The organism is Seleniivibrio woodruffii (assembly GCF_029267515.1).
Lineage (GTDB): Bacteria > Chrysiogenota > Deferribacteres > Deferribacterales > Geovibrionaceae > Seleniivibrio > Seleniivibrio woodruffii_A.
The window spans coordinates 35,797-59,481 of sequence record NZ_JAJUIS010000006.1 but is presented as its reverse complement, the minus strand read 5'-3'; the positions used below and the strand labels follow the sequence as shown (position 1 = coordinate 59,481).

General features: G+C 45.9%; 21 protein-coding genes. 15 read left to right on the top strand and 6 right to left on the bottom strand.

Features of this window, described 5'->3' with window-relative positions; genetic code table 11:
* The first annotated feature begins 273 nt into the window (after positions 1–273).
* From Q7P67_RS07920 to Q7P67_RS07885, 8 genes are all read left to right on the top strand, one after another.
* Positions 274–1,113, top strand: a complete 840-nt coding sequence (locus Q7P67_RS07920; RefSeq protein ID WP_303851425.1) for a DMT family transporter — start codon at positions 274–276, stop codon at positions 1,111–1,113.
* Positions 1,114–1,423: 310 nt separating this feature from the next.
* Positions 1,424–1,642, top strand: a complete 219-nt coding sequence (locus Q7P67_RS07915) for a hypothetical protein (protein WP_303851424.1) — start codon at positions 1,424–1,426, stop codon at positions 1,640–1,642.
* Positions 1,643–1,745: 103 nt separating this feature from the next.
* Positions 1,746–3,059: a lysine 2,3-aminomutase gene (ablA, locus tag Q7P67_RS07910; RefSeq protein WP_369696014.1), complete on the top strand. Its 1,314-nt coding sequence runs from the start codon at positions 1,746–1,748 to the stop codon at positions 3,057–3,059.
* On the top strand, positions 3,052–3,861 hold the full coding sequence (gene ablB, locus Q7P67_RS07905; protein ID WP_303851422.1) for a putative beta-lysine N-acetyltransferase: 810 nt from the start codon (positions 3,052–3,054) through the stop codon (positions 3,859–3,861). The genes ablA and ablB overlap by 8 nt, the downstream gene beginning before the upstream one ends.
* Positions 3,858–4,466 carry a MarC family protein gene (locus tag Q7P67_RS07900; RefSeq protein ID WP_303851421.1) on the top strand — a complete coding sequence of 203 codons (609 nt, stop codon included), beginning with the start codon at positions 3,858–3,860 and terminating at the stop codon, positions 4,464–4,466. The genes ablB and Q7P67_RS07900 overlap by 4 nt, the downstream gene beginning before the upstream one ends.
* Positions 4,467–4,607: 141 nt before the next feature.
* Entirely contained in the window at positions 4,608–5,714 is a 1,107-nt protein-coding gene (locus Q7P67_RS07895) for an NAD(P)-binding domain-containing protein (protein WP_303851420.1), read from the top strand.
* Between the two features lie 24 nt (positions 5,715–5,738).
* Positions 5,739–7,808: a sodium-translocating pyrophosphatase gene (locus Q7P67_RS07890; protein WP_303851419.1), complete on the top strand. Its 2,070-nt coding sequence runs from the start codon at positions 5,739–5,741 to the stop codon at positions 7,806–7,808.
* Between the two features lie 132 nt (positions 7,809–7,940).
* Positions 7,941–8,327 (top strand): hemerythrin domain-containing protein, encoded by a 387-nt coding sequence (locus Q7P67_RS07885; RefSeq protein WP_303851418.1) that lies wholly within the window; start codon positions 7,941–7,943, stop codon positions 8,325–8,327.
* Between the two features lie 33 nt (positions 8,328–8,360).
* On the opposite strand, the gene Q7P67_RS07880 is transcribed toward Q7P67_RS07885, so the two are convergent.
* From Q7P67_RS07880 to Q7P67_RS07855, 6 genes are read right to left on the bottom strand one after another with little or no spacing between them, the layout of a single operon-like run.
* Positions 8,361–8,882, bottom strand: a complete 522-nt coding sequence (locus Q7P67_RS07880) for a PH domain-containing protein (protein WP_303851417.1) — start codon at positions 8,880–8,882, stop codon at positions 8,361–8,363.
* A gap of 7 nt (positions 8,883–8,889) precedes the next feature.
* Positions 8,890–10,215 carry a sigma-54 dependent transcriptional regulator gene (locus Q7P67_RS07875; protein WP_303851416.1) on the bottom strand — a complete coding sequence of 442 codons (1,326 nt, stop codon included), beginning with the start codon at positions 10,213–10,215 and terminating at the stop codon, positions 8,890–8,892.
* On the bottom strand, positions 10,212–11,279 hold the full coding sequence (locus Q7P67_RS07870; protein ID WP_303851415.1) for a sensor histidine kinase: 1,068 nt from the start codon (positions 11,277–11,279) through the stop codon (positions 10,212–10,214). Before Q7P67_RS07870 ends, Q7P67_RS07875 begins: the two co-directional genes overlap by 4 nt.
* Positions 11,254–11,937, bottom strand: coding sequence for an ABC transporter ATP-binding protein (locus tag Q7P67_RS07865; protein ID WP_303851414.1), 684 nt, complete (start codon positions 11,935–11,937; stop codon positions 11,254–11,256). Before Q7P67_RS07865 ends, Q7P67_RS07870 begins: the two co-directional genes overlap by 26 nt.
* Before the next feature lie 8 nt (positions 11,938–11,945).
* Positions 11,946–13,109, bottom strand: a complete 1,164-nt coding sequence (locus Q7P67_RS07860) for an FtsX-like permease family protein (protein ID WP_303851413.1) — start codon at positions 13,107–13,109, stop codon at positions 11,946–11,948.
* A gap of 8 nt (positions 13,110–13,117) precedes the next feature.
* Complete coding sequence (locus tag Q7P67_RS07855) at positions 13,118–13,555, bottom strand: DUF2318 domain-containing protein (RefSeq protein WP_303851412.1); 438 nt, start codon at positions 13,553–13,555, stop codon at positions 13,118–13,120.
* 372 nt (positions 13,556–13,927) lie between these two features.
* Between Q7P67_RS07855 and Q7P67_RS07850 the strand changes: the two genes are divergently transcribed.
* The 7 genes from Q7P67_RS07850 to Q7P67_RS07820 all read left to right on the top strand — a co-directional run bounded on the left by Q7P67_RS07850 (position 13,928) and on the right by Q7P67_RS07820 (position 23,677).
* On the top strand, positions 13,928–14,620 hold the full coding sequence (locus tag Q7P67_RS07850; protein WP_303851411.1) for a molecular chaperone: 693 nt from the start codon (positions 13,928–13,930) through the stop codon (positions 14,618–14,620).
* Positions 14,621–14,849: 229 nt separating this feature from the next.
* Positions 14,850–16,736 carry a DUF3373 domain-containing protein gene (locus tag Q7P67_RS07845; RefSeq protein WP_303851410.1) on the top strand — a complete coding sequence of 629 codons (1,887 nt, stop codon included), beginning with the start codon at positions 14,850–14,852 and terminating at the stop codon, positions 16,734–16,736.
* A gap of 379 nt (positions 16,737–17,115) precedes the next feature.
* On the top strand, positions 17,116–17,574 hold the full coding sequence (locus Q7P67_RS07840) for a DUF134 domain-containing protein (RefSeq protein ID WP_303851409.1): 459 nt from the start codon (positions 17,116–17,118) through the stop codon (positions 17,572–17,574).
* Between the two features lie 464 nt (positions 17,575–18,038).
* Positions 18,039–20,357, top strand: a complete 2,319-nt coding sequence (locus tag Q7P67_RS07835; protein WP_303851408.1) for a molybdopterin-dependent oxidoreductase — start codon at positions 18,039–18,041, stop codon at positions 20,355–20,357.
* Positions 20,358–20,368: 11 nt separating this feature from the next.
* A complete protein-coding gene (locus tag Q7P67_RS07830; RefSeq protein ID WP_303851407.1) occupies positions 20,369–20,926 on the top strand; it encodes a 4Fe-4S dicluster domain-containing protein in 558 nt (185 codons plus the stop codon).
* A 14-nt stretch (positions 20,927–20,940) separates the two neighbouring features.
* On the top strand, positions 20,941–22,164 hold the full coding sequence (gene nrfD, locus Q7P67_RS07825; RefSeq protein WP_303851406.1) for an NrfD/PsrC family molybdoenzyme membrane anchor subunit: 1,224 nt from the start codon (positions 20,941–20,943) through the stop codon (positions 22,162–22,164).
* 304 nt (positions 22,165–22,468) lie between these two features.
* Positions 22,469–23,677, top strand: coding sequence for a rhodanese-like domain-containing protein (locus Q7P67_RS07820; protein ID WP_303851405.1), 1,209 nt, complete (start codon positions 22,469–22,471; stop codon positions 23,675–23,677).
* Positions 23,678–23,685: the final 8 nt, after the last annotated feature.

Here is a 23,685-nt window from a genome sequence, read left to right as displayed (position 1 = left end):
TCCACTTTTATTGTCGTCAGATTTAAACAGTGTTTATTTTTAACATTAATGATAGCCTATGTCAACACCCAAATTGTATACAGTGTGCACTAATGCATAGAAAAAGCTAATAACATAAAGCCCCTGAAAGTGCAATTTTATACTTGTCTGACAAATATTTATTATTGACGCAGATGTCAGAGGTATGTCATAATCAAAAAAATAACAAGATAAAAAAGACGCTATTTCAAATATTGAAAAACGTTTGCCAGTTCTAATTTTAAACGGGAAAAAATGGTTGGATTTCTATTCATAATTTTCAGTGCTTTCACACATTCATTGTGGAATGTGCTGCTTAAAAGATCAAAAAATAAATACGCATTCAATTTTTACATGCATTTTGCAAATATTATATTCTTTACGGCTGTGTACCCCGTAGTTTTCAGAGACTATATGTACTTCGATAAAGGAGTGGTTATAACAGCCTTTATCGCAGCTATTTTTTTCTCCATCTATCATCTCTCCGTATCAACTGCCTATAAATATGCAGACGTATCATTGGTTTACCCGCTCACCACAGCATCTCCTTTTTTCATTGTAATCTGGGCTGTAATTTTTCTTAAAGAACATCTGACAGTTATGGGGTTAACAGGGGTTATATTGACTGTTTTGGGAACGGCTGTTCTAAATCGCGTAAAGGGTAAGTGGGGCGAATTTGGGAAAGGAGCAGTTTTTGCCCTTGCCGGTGCATTTTTCTATTCCTTCGGTGCGCTCATGGACAAGAAAGGCGTTGGTGGAGGCAATTTCATTCTATACGTCTATTCAATGTCATTGTTTATGACAATGTTCATATTTGTTTATTCTATACGTCGTGGTGAAATCACGTTTAATTATATAAAAGAAGACAGATGGTGGGTTGTTTTTGCCGGACTTGTGGTGTTCGGGTCTTTTATTTCCTACCGCTATGGTCTAAACATGGTAAACCTTTCCTATGCGTCGGCGCTGAGACAGGTCAGCACGCTGTTCGGAGTTATAATGGGAATCCTCTTTTTCAAAGAAAAGTTCACTGCCTACAAGATATTAGGCACCCTTATAATAATGGCTGGCATAGTTCTGATAAAAGTTGGCATGTAACTTGATATACCTCTCATCGGTAGCGGAACAACCGCGCCGCTGAGACGGAGCTCACTGTGAGTGCCGGCAGGAGGCCGGCCTTCCTTTTTTATATATATAACCCGCCTTAATTTGACTATTTTATTAGTCAGTGCATTTCTAAGCAAGGACATGCTTTCACAACTGCCTATAGCCAAGACAATTGGTTGTATAAACATTTATATATACTTCGGCTACACATTTCGAACAAATGCCTTTTATCTTTATTTCCACATGCTACAATTAGATAATCCCAACAACATCCCAATTATATAAAAGATGGAGAATGCTTATGGTACGCTATAAAAACATTAATGGTGATTCAAACGTCGAGGCTTACAACATAGAAGACACTTTTATTGATTTCAAATTTAAAGGCACAGCAAAAATCTATAGGTACTCATACAACAAGGCTGGTTCAGCAAATGTTGAAAGAATGAAGAAATTAGCTTTAGCAGGTGATGGACTTAATTCTTTCATAAATCTTAATGTTAAATACAAATATGATTAACACCAAATAGTTTAGAACATACTAGAACTAATTCTCCACTTACCTTGACATTCGTCATTTTCATGCTATGATGTTTCATGTATATATATTATTACACGGAGACATTATGATCTATACGAAACATCAGCAGGAAATTGCTGAGAGTCTTAGCCCGGACTCAAACATCAACGACTGGAAAGACTGGAAATGGCAGCTTCGCCACAGTATCAGCACCATTGAGGATTTCGAAAACATTATGGACGTTCGTTTCGGGCGATCGGAACGGACAATGATGCAGAAAACTCTCAAAAAATTCCCTATGGCAATCACTCCCTACTACGCATCCCTTATCGACAGAAACAACCTTAAAGACGACCCGGTGTTCAGACAGTCCTTCTGCTCTGTGGAAGAGCTGAACATCGACCAGTGGGACATGGCAGATCCGCTCGGCGAAGACCACGACAGCCCTGTCCGCTGCATAACACACAGATATCCCGACAGAGTTCTTTTCCATGTGAGCAGCATGTGCGCCATGTATTGCCGTCACTGCACCAGAAAACGAAAAGTGGGCGACAAAGACACCATACCGTCAAAAGAGACGCTGGAGACAGGGCTTCAATATATCCGCGAACATACTGAAGTCAGGGACGTTCTTATATCCGGCGGAGACCCGCTGATGCTATCCGACAGCAGGCTTAAATGGCTTCTGGACAGAATATCATCAATCCCCCACGTTGAAATCGTCCGCATAGGCACGCGTATGCCCGTTGTTCTGCCTTACCGTGTCACAGACAGGCTTGCGGAGATATTTTCAGGATATGACAATCTATGGATAAACACCCACTTCAACCACCCCCGCGAGATAACCGAATCTGCCGTGACAGCTATAAAAAAGCTGACACGCGCAGGAATACCTCTTGGCAACCAGACCGTTCTTCTGGCCGGCGTAAACGACTGCCCGATGATAATGAGAGCGCTTATGCACAAGCTGGTGCGCAACAGAGTACGTCCATATTATATATATCAATGCGATCTTTCCGAAGGTCTTTCACATTTCAGAACGCCGGTCAGCAAAGGAATAGAAATAATAGAGATTCTGCGCGGTCACACAAGCGGACTTGCGGTGCCGACATACGTCATAGATGCCCCCGGCGGCGGCGGAAAGATACCCGTTTCGCCTAATTATCTGGTGTCGTGGTCTGCGAACAAGGTTATTCTGCGCAACTATGAAGGGATAATCTGCACCTATAAAGAACCGGACAAATACAAGCCCGTATACTGCGACCGGAACTGCACCGACTGCAACCTCCAGTTCAATACAGAAGGTACAGAATGTCTGCCGCCAGTTGGAATTGAAAAGCTAATGGCAGACTATGACAAGCGGATAGCCCTCATTCCGGAGGACAACGAACGTATCAGGAGGAGGGATAATGACTGACAGGTTTGAAAAATTATACAACGCAACAGTACATCACGGAAAATTCAGCGACAGGGCATACATCACCGAAACTGCGCCCTGCTTCTGTCTGTCTGACCTTGAAGGAATAGAATTGACGGCGAAAAAAGCTGGCTATTCAAAAATAATCGCCAAGGTCAAAGAACCTGATCTGTTCACTGAAAACGGCTACCAATGCGAGGCGTTTTTTCCTCTGAAAAACGGGAAAAAAGTTTCATTCATGGCAAAATATCTAAAAGCCGAGCGGATGGCTGTTAAAAACGGAATAATAATCACCGATGTGCTCATTGAAGCCGAAAATACGGAGGTGAAAAGCCATGCCAGCGACTTGCGGATACAGAGGCTTTCCTCAAAAGATACAGTTTCTCTGTCAGAGCTTTACAGACAAGTTTTCGAAACGTATCCCTTCCCCATCCACAACGCGGACTATCTGCGGAGAACTATGACGGAAAACACGCGCTATTTCGGCATCTTTTCAGGAGAAAAGCTAATTGCGGCAGCCAGTGCGGAGACCGACAGAGAAAAGAACTACGCGGAAATGAGCGACTTCGCAACTCTGGAGGAATACCGCAGACTGGGATTTGCGGCGGCGCTTAACGCAGAGATGGAAAAAAGCCTTTATAACGATGGGGTTAAATGTTATTATACCATAGCAAGGAGCGTATCCTACGGAATGAACAAAACATTCGCCGGATGCGGATACACCTTCACAGGCACGCTTTTCAACAACACTAATATAGGCGGCGGCATAGAAAGCATGAATGTATGGTACAAACAAGCATGAGTGATTTTTTCAGGGAAGCCATATTTCTGGCAACGATAGTAAACCCAGTGGCGGTATTCGTATACCTTGCGCCTGTGCGTCAGGATCTTTCAGAGAGGGATTTTCTGCGGGTGCTCTTCATGGCAACCATGATATCTCTGGCGATAAACCTTTTCTTCACATTCACAGGCGAATGGATATTCCGTTCGGTGTTCAAGATAAACTTCAATTCTTTCAGGATTTTCGGCGGTATAGTGCTTCTCAGCATATCGCTGATGTCCATCATACAGGGGCAGAAGGCGCTGATCAGCATACGCGGCAGTCTCGACGACATCGCTTCGGAGATTGCCATGCCCTTCATGACAGGCGTGGGAACAATATCCGTGTGCATACTGCTTGGAAGTAAAATGGGGAGACTTGAAGCTGCCGGAGTAAACTTTGCAGTTGCCGCGGCAGCCTTTGCCATAGTCGCGCTGCTTGCCGCCGTAAGATATCATCTTAAAGACAGCATCACAGCAGTTTTCGACAAGGTTCTCGCAATACTGATACGCATCAACGGCTTTTTTATGGGCGCTTTCGGAGTTGAAATGATAATGACTGGCATATCCAGTTTTCTCCATTCGTAACCTGAAACCGGAGGTCGGAACTGCCGATTATAGAATATCACGCCTTCACCTATTTGATTTGCAAATAAAACATACCGTAATTAAACAGGGGCATTTTATTTTTATTGACACAAAAAAGCCTCGGATATAGAATCGCGCACCATGAATACTATATATGATGTTGTAATAGTGGGTGCAGGACCCGCCGGTGTTGCATGTGCCTTCATGTGCAAGAAGAAGGGTCTGTCCTATCTGCTCATCGAAAGCGGAAAATCTGTCTATCAGGGAATCATAAACACATATCCTGAAGGTAAAAAGGTATATGCCTCAAAGCCCAAGGATATGGCTGACAATTTTCTCATAGACGAACTGCGTCCGCCTGACAAGCCTGTAACAGTTGAAATGTACGTTCAGTACGTTCAGCATTTCGTTCAGCACGAGAACCTGTCCGTCGTTACGGAAGCGGATTTTAAGGACATTGAAACCCACAGGGGCTTTTTCTCAGTTGTAACATCCAAAGGTGCTTTCAGAGGTAAAAAGGTGGTGCTGTCCTTCGGAAACAGCATTCCGAAAGAACTGACAGTATACGGCGACGCCAAAATGGTCGCGAAGACCCTTGACGATCCCAGAAAATATCTGGGACTCAGAACACTGGTCATCGGCGGCGGAAATACAGCGGCGGACGTCGTTATTTCCATATTAAAGGTCAAAAGACAGGAAAACGACCATCAGCCCGTTTACTGGGCACATTTTTCTGAAAAATTCGATGTAAACAAAGAGACGGCACAAAGACTCGGAGAAGAGATACTCCTCGGCGGTCACATACGTCTTCTTCCCGGCGCAACACCGAGGATAGGCGAGGTGGACGAAGAGGGAATCGACAGGCTGGTTATCCGTATAAACGAGTTCCACGAACCAGACGGTATACAGCTTTACCACGCTATGAGCTTTCCTATGAAAAACGTTATAGCGTGCATAGGTTCTCAGGGTTCATCAACACTTCTGGACAATCTTCAGATACAGACCATATCCTGTACGGAAGGGATATGCAAAGTTGCCAAAGAGGGAGACAGGCTCGTCATGCTCAACAGCGAATTCGAGACAACACGCAAAGGAATATACATGATAGGCGGCGCCATATCCCCTTCATACATGAAAATGGCGGACGGCTCGATATCCGAGCAGAAGCATCCCAACCTTATATATACGGCAATCAATGATGCGGCTGCAGTTATAGAAACAATCAGCTCAAAGCTGCAGGATTCATAAATTACTTTTATAACGGAGGTTTAAGTGACGGCATTTCAGACAGATATTTTTGCGATCATTTGCGCTGTTGCGGCAATCATTTTCGGACTAGTTTCCGCAAAATGGATTCTCAGTCTGCCGCAGGGCAACGAAAGAATGACACAAATCGCATCTGCTATTCAGGAGGGCGCATCAGCCTACATGAAAAGGCAGTACACCCTCATTGCAATAGTTGGGGCAGTCATTTTTGTTCTTCTTTTCATCACTCTCGGTGCAGTTACTGCAATCGGGTTTGCAATCGGTGCTCTTCTTTCAGGACTCACAGGCTTCATAGGCATGTTTATCTCTGTAAGAGCAAACGTGCGCACAGCCGAGGCAGCAAAAGAAGGAATGGTTAAAGCTATGAACGTAGCGTTCAGAGGCGGTGCGGTAACAGGTATGCTTGTTGTCGGTCTCGGTCTTCTCGGCGTTGCCGGATATTTTTCCATTCTCAAGCTCACCGCGCCTGAAGCGGAACTCAGAGAAGTGGTCAACCACCTTGTCGGTCTCGGTCTGGGTGCATCTCTTATCTCCATTTTCGCAAGACTTGGAGGCGGTATCTTCACAAAAGGCGCTGACGTGGGTGCAGACCTTGTGGGTAAGGTTGAAGCGGGCATCCCCGAAGACGACCCCAGAAACCCCGCTGTTATCGCCGACAACGTAGGCGACAACGTAGGCGACTGCGCAGGTATGGCTGCCGACCTTTTCGAAACATACGCTGTAACGCTCATCGCGGCTATGCTCATAGGCGCTATAACATTCGCAGACAGCGCCGCTGTTTCATATCCTCTTGCGCTCGGCGGTGTTTCAATCCTCGCTTCCATAGTGAGCACATTCTTTGTCAAACTCGGCAAAGACCAGCACATAATGAAAGCCCTTTACAAAGGACTCATCGTTTCCGCAGGAATAGCTCTCGTTGCGTTCTATTTCATAACGAACAGCTTCTTCCCCAACGGTCTTGAGCTTAACGGAACAACTTATTCCGCTCTCAACGTATTCGGCGCTGCCGTTGTCGGTATAGCCGTTACCGGAGCGATATTCTGGATAACAGAATTTTACACAGGTACAAACTACTCACCCGTTCAGAAGCTGGCAAAGGCTTCCACAACAGGTCACGCAACAAACATCATTGCCGGTCTTGCGATATCAATGAGCTCCACAGGACTCATCGCAATCGTAATCGCACTGGGCATCCTTCTTTCATATACTTGCGTGGGCGTTTACGGTATCGCGGTGGCAGCAGTATCCATGCTTTCGCTGACAGGTATCGTTGTTGCGATGGACGCTTTCGGTCCCATCACAGACAACGCAGGCGGTATTGCTGAGATGGCTCACATGGAAAGCTCCGTAAGAGACGTAACAGACCCTCTTGACGCTGTTGGCAACACCACAAAAGCGGTTACAAAAGGCTACGCCATCGGTTCTGCCGGACTTGCGGCGGTTATTCTTTTCACATCATACACACAGGAACTCCGCACTCACCTTGAGGGTATGGGAAAAGCGTTCAGCGATTCAGCTTTCACTCTTTCCGACCCAGTGGTTATAATCGGTCTCTTCCTCGGCGGTATGATTCCCTACTACTTCGCGTCACTTTGCATGAACGCAGTCGGTAAGGCTGGCGGTGCTGTGGTTGACGAAGTAAGACGCCAGTTCAGAGAAATCAAAGGCATTATGGAAGGAACAGGCAAACCGGATTATGCTGCTTGCGTGGACATCGTTACAAAAGCGGCTATCAAGGAGATGATCATCCCCGGTCTTATCCCGATAGTATCCCCCCTGCTCATCCTTGCCATTTTCGGACCCAAGGCGCTCGGCGGTATGATAGTCGGTTCTATCGTAACAGGTCTTTTCATCGCTGTTTCAATGACAACAGGCGGCGGTGCATGGGACAACGCTAAAAAATACATCGAGGACGGACACTTCGGCGGAAAAGGCGGCGACGCACACAAAGCTGCTGTAACAGGCGACACAGTGGGCGACCCCTACAAAGACACCGCAGGACCAGCCATCAACCCGATGATCAAGGTAATCAACATCGTTTCACTGCTTGCGATTCCCTTCATAAGCAGTCTGTAAGAAACTTTCAGAGACCGCTTCCTAAAGGAGGCGGTCTTTTTTTATTTTTTCCATTCAAATTGACCTGAATCAAACATCAAAACGAATTCCGCACATATTATAACCTCAGAAAGAAAAATACGGAGGCTTATAATGAACGCACTTATAAACGAACTGAAAAAAGACCACGAACAACTTCTTGAAATACTTCAGCAGACTCAGAACCTCGGTCTTGTCACCGACGCCGGACGTAAAAAACTGCTTGAGGGTAAAAAACTCCTCTCAGACCACCTTATCAAAGAGGATACGAAACTATATCCCCAGCTCGCCAAAAGCGGTTCGGCAATAACGGCAAACGAATTCGCAAGCGAGATGAAAGGACTGACAGGTACAATTCTGGATTTCATTAACAGGCTTGAAACTTCAAAAAACGATATGGAATATGCAAAAGAACTCGGCAGGATAATTTCAACTCTTAAAATGCGCATCCGCAGAGAGGAAATACAGCTTTATCCCCTGTATGAAAAACTGACCGCCTGATTAGCCAAGGGCGCTTTCGGGCGCCTTTTTTTACTAAAGAGGGAGACAGTTCAAAAGGATATGGCTCTCTTTCTCTTCGCTCTCGACAAAATCCTGATATTTATGCAACTTTGCAAGCAGTTCGTCGGGACTGCCCACGCCTTTAACAACAGCAAGCAGACTGCCTGATGAAAAAACCGCGATAGTACCGTAGTTGAATAATCTGCCCATAACGCCTTTACCCGCTATTATAAGATTTACATCACGCGTATTAAGCTGAACAACGCTCCGTCTAAGTATGCCGCGTGTAACAACAAACCGTTTGTCAGTAAACCCTATTTCAGTATTTTTTATGTGCATGAAAGCAAAAAAGAACGGATAAAGACCTGCCAGCAGAACCAGAGTATATATACCGCGATAGGCAAGTCCTGATGATGCGCCGGCAGTCATTCCGCTGAAAGCGACCAGAGCCAGAAACGCACCGAACAACATCGGCGGCAGAAGCGGAAAAATCTTTACTCCGCAGGTATATACTATTTTTTCGTCATGGTTTGCCGTTTCTTCGATATAACTCATTAAATCCTCATTCCATTCCGTATTTTTCCAGCCGGTAAAGGAGCACATGGCGAGGAATATTCAGATACTTTGCCGTACGGCTCTTGTTGCCGCCGAATTTCGCCAGCGCACGGGATATGATGGTCTTCTCCATCTCTTCAAGGTCAAGCCCGTCTTCCGGCAGGTGCATATTCATACAGGAGACGATATCGGCATTATCCGCCTTTATGTCGTTTTCCGCAACCTCTCCCTGCCCTTTCAGTATGCAGAGACGGTAGACAGTATTTTCCAGCTCGCGTATGTTGCCCTTCCAGCGGGCATTTGCCAGCTTAGCCACCGCCTCTTTTGAGAAAGTAACTTTTGAACCGTATTTTCTGGAAAAAAGTTCCACCAGCTCGCTGATATCCTCCCTGCGCTGTGCCAGCGGCGGCACCTCGACAGGAAACACGTTCAGCCTGTAAAACAGATCTTCGCGGAAACTGCCTGTTTCACTCATCTCTTTAAGGTCTTTATTTGTAGCGGCGACAACCCTTGTATCTATCTTTACAGGCAGAGCCGAACCAACAGGCTGAATTTCAGACTCCTGTAAAAAACGCAGAAGTTTCACCTGCACACTTGGAGGCATTTCACCTATCTCGTCCAGAAAAAGGGTTCCGCCCTCAGCCTCGGCTATTTTTCCTTTATAATCCCTTTCCGCACCTGTAAACGAGCCTTTCCTGTGTCCGAAAAGTTCGCTTTCAAAGAGCTGTTCCGGTATAGCCGCACAGTTTACCGCGACAAACTGTTTGTCGGATCGGCTGCTTTTTGCGTGAATATACCTCGCGGCAAGCTCTTTTCCGGTTCCGCTCTCCCCCAGCACAAGCACCGGAGCATCAGTGGGGGCTACGGTTTCGGCAAGTTTAAGCATAGCCCTGAAAGCCGGGCTGCTGCCCGCCATTCTGGGCATGTTCGATTCTCTCATGTATTGTTTCAGCCTGCTGTTTTCCCTGCGGATACTGCTGACCTCTATGGCTTTTCTGATAGTATTGAGAAGATCTTCATTCTCGAAAGGTTTCGTTATGTAGTCATATGCGCCGCTGCGCATGGCGGCGACAGCATCGGGAATATTTCCGAAGGCGGTCATTATAATCACAGGCATGTCAGGGTAAAGCTGTTTCGATTTCTCGAATATTTCCATGCCGGAAATTTTTGGCAGGCGGATATCCGTCACCAGAACGTCGTAGCGCTGTTCAGAAAGTTTGGATAAACCTTCGAATCCGTTGTGCACTACATCGTTCGCTATGCCCTCCCCTGTGAGGAACATTGAAACCAGCGTAGCCAGAGAAACGTTGTCCTCTATTATTAAAACGCTCATTTTTGCCTGTCCTGTATATACATTGTAAACACCGTGCCGTCTTTTCCCGACTTAACGCTGATCTCTCCGCCGTGCGCCAGAGCTATCTTTCCGGCTATCGGCAGCCCAAGTCCCGTTCCGTCGTCCTTTGTGGTGTAAAAAGGCTCAAAAATCCTGTCAGTATTATCCATACCGTGCCCGTTGTCCGCAACGGAAAAGTAAGTCCTTCCGTTTTCGTGCCCTGCGCAGAGAGTAACCCTGCCCTCCGGCACTCCCTCAACTGCATCGATACCGTTCAGAACCAGATTTAGCACCGCCTGTTTCAATGAGTTCTTGTCGCCGAAGACAGTAAATCCCTGCGGAAGCGTATTTTCAACCCTGACCTCCACATCCCTGCGGGACGCTGTGAGTTTTGAAAGCTCAGCTATCTCCATAAGAAATGAACCCACGGGGATATCGCACGGGTCATTGTTGCCGAAACGGGCGTATTGCAGAAATCTGTCCACAAAGCTGTTCAGACGTTCTATCTCCGATTCGAGGATATCAGTTATCATAGGGTCGTTCTTTCCGCTTTTTATCATTGCTATGCCGGATTTTATCGCCGCAAGAGGGTTGCGTATCTCATGGGCTATACCGGCACTTAGCTGTCCCAGCGAACGCAGTCTGTCGTCGTGCGCCATTTTTTTCTCAAGCAGCAGCTTTTCAGCCGACATCTTTTCAACCTTGCGCTTTTCGTCTTTCAGCTTGCCTGAGAAATAGCCGGAAACTATCCCCACGGCATATATCATGGATATCTCCACAAGAGACGGCACATGATGATGACCGAAATGTCCGCTGAGCACACCTATATAAGCATTCGGACTGTATATCACCGTCATTACGGCGGCAACTATAACACCGCCTTTAAAACCGAATTTAAAGGCGGCGTATATTACGATTATATAAAATATATAGTAATGCGCCAGATGCACGGCATTGAAATGCCCCGGAACGCTGTAGTGAAAGTATGTCACAACAGCGGTGGACAGGACAATAATGCCGATTGATAGCAGTGTGTCTTTATCCGGCGTTCTTTTCGATTCCACTTACCAGACCGTCCTCCATGCTGACTATTGTGTGTCCCGCTTTGGCGTATTCCGGCGAGTGCGTAACCATCACCACCGCAAGCCCCGCCGCATTCAGTTCCCTCAGTAAATCTATTATAGCATTTCCTGTTTTGCTATCAAGACTTCCGGTAGGTTCGTCCGCAAACAGCACGGAAGGTTTCTTGATAAGCGCCCGCGCTATCGCCACACGCTGCTGTTCACCGCCGGAAAGTTTGACCGGCAGACGGTTCTCTTTGCCGCTGAGGCCCACGCGTGAAAGCACCTCAAAAGCCTCTTCCCTCAGAGCCTTTCCTATGGGGGCAAAACCCTGCATAAATGGCAGAAGCACATTCTCCGCCGCTGTGAGATAAGGGAACAGGTGATACGCCTGAAATATAACTGATATATCGTTGCGGCGCACGCTGTTTATTTCGGCGGAGGAAGCCTGCGTAAGTTCCCTGCCTTTAAAAAATATGCTCCCGCTGTCCGGCTCCAGAAGGGTGGACATGATGTTCATCATCGTGCTTTTGCCGGAGCCTGACTTGCCGACTATGCTGACAAATTCGCCTTCGGAAACGTCTATACTGACGCCTTTCAGCACCTCAGAAGAAACGCCGTCTGCTGTGTATGTTTTATGTATGTCTTTCAGATTAAGCATTTTTTCACCTATATTCTGCTGAACGCATCTGTGGGGCGCATCTGTGCCGCCTTTAGAGCGGGAAACGCAGACGCACATACGGAAAGCACGGAAACCGCAGCAACAGTTATGAGCAGATGCAGCCAGTTGAACGTGATATGTGCATTTTCGCCCAGCGAAAGTATTTTCAGCAGTTCTCCGCTGCCAAGATATCCGCCTGCATAACCGAGTATGCCGGACAAAGCACCGATTATAAGCGATTCGAAGCTGAATATTATGAATATCTTACTGCCTGAATAACCAAGAGCCCGCAATATACCTATCTCGTTCTTCCGCTCATTTACGGAAGCAAGCATGAACATGGACAGCATGAAGCAAGCTGTAAGGAGTATCACTCCTCCAAGCCCAAGTACAAGGTGTTGAACGGTCTGGATGGTAGCCATACGCTGTTTGACTATATTCTGCATGGCGTTTATCTCGGTATCGGGCAGTTTTTTCGATATTTGGTGAACTATATCCTCAATGGGACAGCCGGCACAAAGGGCGGCAACGTCCGCATAATTTATCAGGTTGGGCTTATTTACCGCCGTCTGAAGACTGTGGAGGTCTGCAAATATGCTGTTGTCGTCCTCTGTACCAGTGGGTTTAAGAACACCTGAAACAACGAACTTTTTATCACCGATAGGGATAATCTCACCCGTTTTCAGTCCCAGATGTTCCGCTGCCCTGCTTCCTGCGATCACTCCGTCAGCCTTTCCAGGCTTGCCCCCAATGACCGACCAATAACTTTTGATGCGCATCTCCTGCGCAAAAATCACGCCTATTACGGCTACGGGTTTGTCTTTGTAGTGTATAAGTTCCAGCAGCTTAGGCGCCACTGTGCTTATATTCTTGTTCAGTTCAATACTGTAGATAGCATTTACAGTCTCTTTCTCCGGCAGATACTTCACCTGATAGGCGAGATTACCCATAGAAAAACCGCCGTAGCTTATCTTCAGCGATTCCGTTTTCGGATATATGACCACATTCGCGCCGAATGCCGTCATCTTCTCCTCAAGAGAGTGCCCGATAGTGCGGGAAACGTTATACAGAAGCACCACGGAAAGTATCCCCAGCGTAAAGACCGCCACAAGTATTCCTGTGCGCAGCAGTTTCCGTCTGAGATTTCTGAAAGGCAGCGTGAATATGTTCATACGGCACCCTAGAAGTACATGCCGCCGGAGCGGATATCTTCAACCCTGACAGTTATCTGTTTTCCATCACTGACCCTTTGCAGAGGCGAAGGATTGCAGCCGCCTTTAACCTCGTTTATCCTGCTTGTGTCAAACTTCTGCCCGCAGTTGTTGCATACCATTACGCTGCCTTCCTGTCTGTACCCTTTCTTTTCAGGATAGCAAACGTCGCAAGCGTCAAAAGCCGCACGGACAACCCCGTCCCCTGCCCGGATGAGAAAGAACTTTATCTCCTTTCCGTCCACAACAGTGTAGAAATAATGAGCCTCCGTATCGCTCACATCGGATTCTGAAATCGTTACAACCCCGTTCACGGCTTTAAGCTCCTTGTATTTACCTCCTGAACCGCAGGCAGACAGAGCGAAAGCCAAAAGAAGAACAGAAAGTACAAAAATATATTTACGCATAATTCCTCCGTAACATTTTACAGGGCTTAACGAAGCAACCTTTATGCCGTAAAAATAAAACTACTGATGTCAGATACTTATCAAAACACAAGGAGAGTAAAGTAGAATATTCTACATTTTTATTACAAATGTACGCAGATTATTCTTCATAAAAAATTTAGAAATCAGTCTGATTTTGACTGTTTTAGATATGTCAACTCCCAGAAACATATAGGATTTTTAAAGCATGAAAATAACCCTATATCTCCATATCAGAGTATGCAAGTATGCAGAAAATATATATATTTGGCTTTACAAATATAAAAAATGCCAATAGAATTACAAAGACAGAAACACTTGTCTAAAGAACTCTCGATAAAAAGGTTTATTTGTATGTCCATATATACGGATTTTAAAGAGAATATTAAAAACGGCGATTTTGAAGCGTCGAAAAACCAGCTTAAAGACGCCGATCTCGACACAGCACCTTTCACAGCTCTTGCAAACTCATCAATGTTCCTGTCGCTGCTCTTCCGCTATCCGGACGACAACGTTTACGACCTTCTGAGAGACAACTGGGAGGCTTTCGGCGACTTTCTTAATGAATACACGTCGGATTTTCCCGCACTATACGATCAGACAGAGATGCAGAGCGACTTCATCAAACTTTTCAAACAGGACTTCAAAGGGAGCAAAGTTGTTCCCTATATCTCATACTACACAGAAGAAAACAAAACCCTTTACGGAGAAAGCACTTTCAAAATCAGAGAGTGGATGGCAACCGAAGGATTTGTTCTCGACACGGAGACACCCGACCTTGAGGATAATATCTATATTGTACTGGAGTTCCTCTCGGCGCTCTTCGGCAGGCTTGCTCAGCCTGAAAATATTGAAACATGGTACGCGACACTCCAGAACCTTTACAGACTAACGGATACTTACGGCGCCGTTATCACGGACGAGTTCGCAAAGCTGGTGCAGCAAAGAAATGAAATGCCCTTTTACGCAGCAGCAGCCGTATTGCTCGACAGTTTTATAAAGGATATCGACACGATTCTGGAGGATGTGCTCTCCGACGGAGAGTAAATTCCCCTATCATGAGATTGTTTCACCCTTTCAGGGTTTGCAAAGACAGAACCTTATTGTCTCTGCGACCACCAGCCGAAGGCTGAATGAGTCAGCCATTCATTTTATGGCTGAAGAAAGCGAAGCAGTCCCGGAACTTTTCAAAGGTAACTAAAAGGGTAAATCTTGTATGCCCTTTTACATAGAGCGGTTACATACAAGCCGTTCGTAATACTATAGGGAGTATTGTATGAGGAAAGTATTGTCATTTATTCTCCTTACGATGTTTGCTGCTTCTGCCTATGCAGCGGATGTCACCCTTGAAGAACTGAAAGGCCAGATTTCAGATCTTCAAAACCAGATCAACACGATGTCTCAGCGTGTTGACAAAAACGAAGTTCACCGAATCAAAGATAAAGTTGATCTCGGCATAGAACTCAGAACAAGAGTTGACAGCATCCAGTATGAAGACATGAGAGCACTTCCCGCTTTTGCCAACGACATGATGGGAATGTGGCTTAACGGAACGCTTATTGGCGTGAACGACACAGCTATGCCCGATGGCATCAACGATGCATGGGAACAAGCATACGGTTCATCTGCTGAATTTGCAGACCTTATGCAAACGGTAGCTGCTGACCCTATGATTCAGGGAATGATGAGCCAAATGGTCGGTGAAGCTACATGGAACGCAATGACAGCAGAACAGCAAGTGGGCGCAGTCAGCCAGGCAATGCTGCAAATGATGCCGATAATGCTTGCAGATAATGTCATCACAACAACTCCTGACGCCAATTTAGGCGGAGCAAGTGAATATGACATGATGATGCTCATGTTCAACTCTATTAAACCCCGCAAATACGACACAAACAACGACACTATTTTCACTAACAAACTGCGCATTCGTCTGAACAGCGCTGTTAATGAAAACCTTACTTTCACCGGTCGTCTTGTGATGTACAAAACTTGGGGCGATGCAACTGACGCACGCTGGTTCAACGGCGGATATAACTCCATGTACATGGACGGCAACGCTGCGGCAGTTCCCACAGACGACAAACTTCACGTTGAAAGAGCATACTTCGTGTATAAAAATGATATGGGTCCCATTCCCTATCACTTCTCTTTCGGTAGAAGACCTTCCGACTACGGTCCCGGCGAAGAGCTTCGCAACAATGCTACACAGGGCGGTTCTCCCCTTGCACACATAATCCAGTGGCAGTTCGACGGCGGATCACTTCAATTCGATTTTGAAAACGTTATTGAAGCACTCCCCGGTTCTTTCATCAAGTTCTGCTATGGAAAAGGCTATGAATCCGGCTGGGGTTCAAGCAACGCCACAAGCGCAAACAACGGTCTTATCGCAACACCTTCTGTTGACGACGTTGAGTTCTTCGGAACAATCGTTAAGTTTTATGACGATGAAACCTACAAATTCTGGTACAACTATGCCAGAGGATTCGGTGTAACAGACGGCTTTACAGGTTCAGTTGTTATGCCTTACAGCATCACAGGTTCAGACTATGATCTTGATGGTGACTATGACGCATACACATTTGATATGAACACTTTAGGCTCATCATCAAGAACTGAGGCAACTGCTGACCTTGGTGACATGGAATGGCACTCTTTCCTTGCACAGGGTAAAAACTTCGGATTTGACTGGTTCGCATCATACTCTATGAGCAAATCTCACCCGAACGGCAATACATCAAACAGCGCAATGTATCAGTTTATGGGACAAGATACCCTTCTTGGTTCTGACAGCAGCAAAAACGGTCAGAGCTACTGGGTAGGTTTCTCAACTCCTGAACTTCCTGTAACAGGCGGTAAACTCGGCTTCGAATACAACCACGGTTCTAAATACTGGGTTGCAATGACAGGCGCAGAGGACGACCTTGTAGGTTCTAAACTCGCTGTTCGCGGTGATGTTTATGAACTCTACTATCACCAGCCTATCGTCGGCGACAAACTGTTCGCTACAATCGGCTATCAGTATTTTGACTATGACTACACCAACTCAGGCAGCTACCTTGGAGCACCTGTAAAAATTGAAGATGCAACTGCTATGAACACTATGACAGCAGTAGCTGACAAAGTTGAGAAAGTATACGCTTCCTTCACTTACAGATATTAATCCCCTGTAGGTTCCATAAGAAGGGCAGGTTTTCACACCTGCCCTTTTTTTATGCCCTTTTAAAACAATAAATTTTAGTTAAAAATCTAATTTTGCGAATTTAATTCTTGAATATCCATAGAAATCAGGTATTGATAGTAGTATATTTATTTATGTGCGCATATACATCCTGCGCGCATTGAGGAATCATGAGTTTATTACCGCAAACGCAAATTTATTCGAAGCGTACGTTCTATGCAAAGCCGCACAACACGGCAAATTTTGCCGCGCCTGCTGTTTTGTCCATATTTCGTTCCGGTAATAAACCGGAAAAAATCAGCGCATATTAATAGCACCATTTTATTTTTAATATTTTATTTTATGCGCGAAAGGAAGAAATATGGCACGACCCGTAAAGAAGAGGCTTGTTAAGCACAGGCTTACTTACAAATCTTTCGGTCCTGTAAATCCGGAAGAAAACAAAGACATGAAATTCATTGCTATCCCCGCAGACCAGCTTGAGGCGATGCGCCTTGCAGATCTGGAAGGTTTGTCACAAAACGATGCTGCCGACCAGATGGGCGTTTCGCGACAGACCTTCGGCAGAATAGTTGAACAGGCAAGACAATCTGTCACTTTCGCCCTTATCAACGGCTACATACTTAACATTGCCTATGACGAGAATATTGAGGTATGCGAACGCGACCTGAAATGTATCGTGTGCGGACATGAATGGTGTCAGGGATTCTGTCAGGAAGATGAAGCGACAACCTGCGAAAAATGCGGTTCCCCCGATGTTATCAAGATGAAACGGTGCGGGAAATACTGCGAATGTCCCCTGCGTGTAAACAGAGTCTGAAACATGCCGTGCAGTGTCCGGTGAATCATCGGATACTGCACTTTTTTTTCAATGGCATCCGCAGCTGCGGATGCTGAAACCTTGATAATAATCATCTCCACTCTTTGCAAATCATACTTTTTCATCAATTTTTCTTCATAATAATGTAACAATAAATCAATACGTTAAAATAAAACCATATGTATCTTAATTTAAATAAATTATAATTAAAGAGAATAAACCTGCGTCCGTTTTCCGCTGAATACACTTAAACATCCAACAATAATACAACTAATTTTAGCCTTTTTATATGAACCACTTAAAGCGTTATATAAAAATCTAACAACGTTTAAAAACTGACAAAAAAAGCTAAAAATCACTTGCTTAAATGTATGAAAATTTGTATATTGTATACCGTATACATAGAGATGTATGAATAGTATTTGTAAGATACTTATGTTGTTACACAATCAGGAGGTCCCCCTATGACGCTTTCCGGTATGAATATTAGCCGTAGAAAGTTCCTCGCAGCCTCAGGCGGTGTTGTTGCGACCGGCCTCGTAGCTGCAAACCTCTCCACTCTTAAAGCAGTGGCTGGCGGACATGCGTCCGCTCCTACCGGCGAGAAAGGAGAGAAGCACATCGCATCAAGCTGCGAAATGTGCGTGAACAAATGCGGTTTCTTCGCTCATGTCGTGGACGGCAGACTTAAAAAACTTAACCCCAATCCTAAGTTTTTCAAAAGCCGCGCCATGCTCTGCGCAAGAGGAAACGCAGGCGCCGAAGAACCCTATAACCCTGAAAGACTTACCAAACCTCTGCTGCGCGTCGGCGAAAGAGGCGAGGGAAAATGGAAAGAAATCTCTTATGAAGAGGCATTTAAACTTGTTGCTGAAAAACTGAAAGAGTTCAAAGTTAAAAACGAGAACAGATGTTCCGTCGCCTTTGCATCTTCTGAAGGTTTTCAGGAAGAGATATTCCAGTATCTTGTGCAGTCATACGGTTCAACAAACACCGTACGCCACCCCACTCTCTGCCTGTCCTCTGTTATTCAGGGATGGTCTTCCGTTTACGGCGTATATCCGGATGCTGACCTTAAAAACTCAAAGTTCGTAATCATGTTCGGAGCAAACAGAGCTGAAGCCATCGTTACTCCCGACACAATCGACTTTGTTAAATATAAACCCGAAGGCGCAAAACTTATCTACCTTGACCCCCGCTTTACAAACACAGCGGCAAAGGCTGACAAATGGTTCCCAGTTAAGCCCGGAACAGACCTTGCGTTCGTTCTCGGCGTTATAAACGTTATCATCAAAGAAAAACTGTACGACGCGGCTTTTGTTGAACAGTTCTGCGATGGTTTTGCAGATCTTGAGGCGATGATTGCTCCCCACACACCCGAATGGGCTGAAAAAGAGTGCGAAATCCCCGCTGTTGAGATCCGCTGGGTTGCAAGAGAGTTTGCAAAAGCTGCTCCCGCGGCAGTTGCATACCCCGGCAGAAGAACAAGCTGGTACGTTAACGACGTTTACTTCCGCAGAGCCTGCGCTATCCTTACAGCTATCTGCGGTTGCTGGGATGCCCCCGGCGGTATCTGCCCGAAAGCGTCTGTGCCGATCAAAAACCTTGACCCCCTCTTCCCCTATTTTGAAATGTCAGACGACCGTATTGACGTTGCGTCCACTGTTAAAAATAAACTGCCCAAGGACAAAAGATCCGAAAATATGCCCACAGACAGCGTGGCATACCTTGGCGAAAAAGACGGAAGCTGGCTGAGATTCAGAGACGCGATAATCGCGCAGGATCCCTATCCTGTTGAAGCGATGATAGTTTACAAACAGAACTTCATCGAAGCAGTTCCCAACCGTGCAAAAACGATGGAAATGCTGAAAAAGATCAAGTTCATGGCAGTTATAGATATTCAGATGACTGAGGTTGCATATTTCGCAGACCTTGTTATCCCCGAATCAACTTACCTTGAGCGCTGGGACTCCGTTCACAACCTCGCAGGTATATGGCCTATCGCTACATTCCGTCAGCCCGTTGTGGAACCTGTTTTCGGAACAAAATCCATGTTCGAAATCGCAGGCGGCATAATAAACGAAATGCTTAAACTGCCCGAACTCTGGGACGATGCCGATGAACTTGAAGTCGAAGACTTCAAATACGATGTTGTTGAAGACATCTTCGGCAAGCCCATGGAAGAATATATCAAACGTCAGCTCGCAGACCATCCCGGCGCTTACGAGCAGATGATGAAAGAAGGCGTTTTCTATCTTTCCGATCAGGCTGTTTACGGAAAAACACGCAATCCTGAGTTCCGCTTCAAAACAAGAACCGGAAAAATCGAGCTTGCAAACGTTAAATATGCCGACAAAGGTCTGAACCCGCTGCCAATCTATGCGGCACCCCGTCAGCCCGAACCCGGCAAATACCGTATGATCCTCGGTCGCCACGGCTTCAACACACACACCGGAACACAGAACAACGAATATCTCTGGGAGATCCAGAAAGAGAACGTTATCTGGATAAACACACAGGAAGCGAAAAAGCTCGGTGTTGTCTCCGGTGACTATGTAACTGTGAAAAGCTCCGTAGGCGAACAGCAGGTAAAAGTCTTTTCGACAGAAAAGATACGCAAAGACTGCGTATTCTTCGCACACGGATACGGACGTCTTTCACCCCAGCTCAGCCTTGTATACAAAAAGGGCGCATCTCAGGCAGCCATTCTTGAGGACTACCTTGAGCCGATATCAGGCAACGCTGCTATGCACGAAACTTTTGTAACAATCGCTAAGGCTTAATGGAGGCTGAAATGAGTCAGAAAAAATACGGAATCGTATTAGATGCTAAAAACTGCCTTAACTGCAAGGCGTGTACAGTCGCCTGTAAGTTTGAAAACGGCGTTGAAGTTGGCGACGAGCAATACAGAATCTGGGTTGCGGAAAAAGATCTGAAAGGAACATACCCCAACCTGCGTCTGGATTTTGAACCTTCACAGTGCCAGCACTGTGAAAACACCCCCTGTGCAAGCGTTTGCCCCACAAGCGCAACTTACAAAACAGACGAGGGCGTGGTTCTTATCGACTATAAAAAGTGCATCATCTGCAAAGCGTGCATGACTGCGTGCCCCTATGATGCAAGATTCGTCAGTGAAGTTCACCACGCAATCGAAAAATGTACTTTCTGCTATCACAGACTTCCCGAAGGCAGAGAGCCCGCGTGCGTGGAAACATGCCCCACAAAGGTAAGGGTGTTCGGCGACCTGAACGACCCCAATTCAAAAGCTGCGAAGCTGCTGGCAAAGCATGATACATATCAGCTCAAGCCGGAGAAAAACACTAGACCCAGACTGTTCTACATAATCAAGTAAGGTCGGAGGAAAGAATGTCAGCTCACGATACTGAAACAAAACAAGGAATGGTATCAGCCATTAAAAGTCTGATAACCTTTAACAAAGATATCCCTGTTATGCCGCTTATAATCATCGGTCTGGTTCTTGCAGGCATAGGCGCTGTTACTGCTGTGGTTGTGCTTGTAAAAGGTCACGAAGCAATGTATGCAGTTAACCGCGAGGTGCCATGGGGTATGCTCATCGGTACATACGCATACTTTGTTATCACATCAACAGGTCTCGCCTTCATAGGCGGTCTGGGACACGCGTTCGGATTCGAGAACTTCGCAAAGATAGGCAGACGCATTGTCGTTCTCGCGACTCTTGTTCTGCTTGCAGGTTTCACACAGATCCTTATGGAACTCGGACACCCTGTGCGCATGATAATATGGATGATGCTTTCACCAAACTTTGCAGCTCCTATCCTCTGGATGGGCGTGTTCTACTCAATAGAACTTGTTATCCTCGCTCTGGAGCTTTACTACGCATTCAAAGCACATCCCACTGAAAAAGACCACAAAACCGCAGCTATGCTCGGTTTCGCGGCAATGGTGGTCGGTACGCTCGCAACAAGCAACCTCGGTTTCGTGTTCGGTTCACTCACAGCACGTCCCTGGCTGTACGGCGTACACTTCCCCTTGTTCCTCGTTGTGTCCGGCATAACAGCTGGTGCGGCTCTTCTTATGCTTGTGCATAACATAGCATACAAATTCAGCATCCCCGAAGAATACAAACCCTCCATGGACGCACTTGCAAAACTCATGGGCGGCGGTATCGGCATAATGATGCTTATGTACCTGTGGAAGTTCCTCACATCCATCTTCACACAGCCTATTGGTTCATACGAGTCTGCAATGGCACTCATCGCCGGACCTCTGGCTGCTAACTTCTGGATCGGCGAGATGCTTCTTGCGGTCATAATTCCCCTTGTTATCCTTCTTACAGCAAAGGGAAGCACAAAAAAATACGGCATCGCAGGTCTTATCTTCATGATAGGTCTGTACTTCACAAGGGTTAACTACATTGTCGCAGGTCAGATGCCCGTTATGCGTAAAGCGACAGACGGTTCCGGTGTACACGCCGACCTTTCAGGTCTCGGCATATACTCTCCTTCAATAGCAGAGTGGGGAATTTTCCTTCTGGGAATAGGCGTTGCAATGGTTCTTTATTTCAGCGCTGAAAAGTTTCTTGACCTTAAAACACCTGAACATCACTAAGATATTCACAAACCAATGCAAAAGGCGGTCTTCGGATCGCCTTTTTTTTTCTTTAAATTGTATACATTATACAATATTCATTGAAAAATATATTCGAATGTGTATAATCAAAACATCAGTTGATACTCACAAAGAAGTTTCTGAATTTTTATTTCATTAATAACAAAGCTAAATATGGATGGATATTGTATTCAGTATACAGAATATATGTATTTTTGAATATCGATATACATAAGAAACAAACTATGTTTGAGATTGTGGACAACAGTGCATTAGAAACGTTGGAGGTTATTTTATGCGTTTTATGAGCAGACTGTTTATGTTACTCTCGCTGATTGCGGCTCTTTTTGTTATGGGCTGCGGAGAAGCAGCAAAAGCTCCCGCCGCTCCTGCCAAAGCCGCCGAGGCAGCAAGTGTTGCCGACATGGCAAAAGCTGCCAAAGTTGAACTGGTTAAGTTTGATGAGGTCAACAAGATAGTCGGAAACGGCGTCTATGACAAAACCAGAGGAACACTCGTTGATGCGCGCCCCGCAAAAGTTTACGCAGCATCACACATTCCCACTGCCTTCCTTATGTCAGACACAGCAATCGCTGACTTCTGGCCTGCATTCGAAAAACTTGGTCTCGCAAAAGATTCCTACATCGTCACATACTGCGGCGGTGTCAAATGTGAAAAATCTCTCATCGTAGCAAAATACCTTAAAGAAAAAGGATACACTAATGTTAAGATGTATCTTGACGGTATGCCCGACTGGGAAGCAAAAAACTATGGCGAGATAACAATCGACACAGCTAAAAAATTCTTTGACAACGGCAAAGCAGTTTTCATCGACGCACGCCCCGCAAAGATTTTTGCAAAAGGCTCCATCCCCGGTTCAGTCAATATCCCCGACACAGAGTGGGAAACAGCAAAAGCTAACCTCCCTGCTGACAAAGAAACCCTTTACATCCCTTATTGTGGCGGATTTAAATGTGAAAAATCTCACTTTGTAGCAGAGCAAATGTTCAAACTCGGCTATAAAAAAGTTGAAGTTTACGCAGGCGGCGTGCCCGAATGGCAGGCAGCCGGCTATCCCCTCGCTCCCTCAGGCAAAGTTGCCGCTCCCGCTGAAGCTCCTAAGGCTGCCGCTCCCGCTGCAGCAGCATCTGGTCTTCCCCAGGGCGATGAACCCGGTATCGTAAGCACAGAGTTTTTCATGAGCACTGTTGCAGACGCAGCTAAAAAACCTGCAAACGTTACAGTTGTTGACGTGCGCAACGCAAACGAAATCACTGACGGCGTTTTCCCCGGCTCAATCAACATCTCCTCAAAAGAGACTGCGAAAGGATGCGACGCTTTCGTTTCACAGCTTCCCAAAACAGGTTACGTTGTTTTCCACTGTGCTTCCGGCGGACGCGCAATGGAAGTTTATGACTTCCTGAAAGATAAATGCAAACTGTCCGACATCTCAAGATTCTACTATCTTGACGCATATGTTAACTGTGCGGGCGGTAAATGTACTGCTAAGTAATTAAGGAC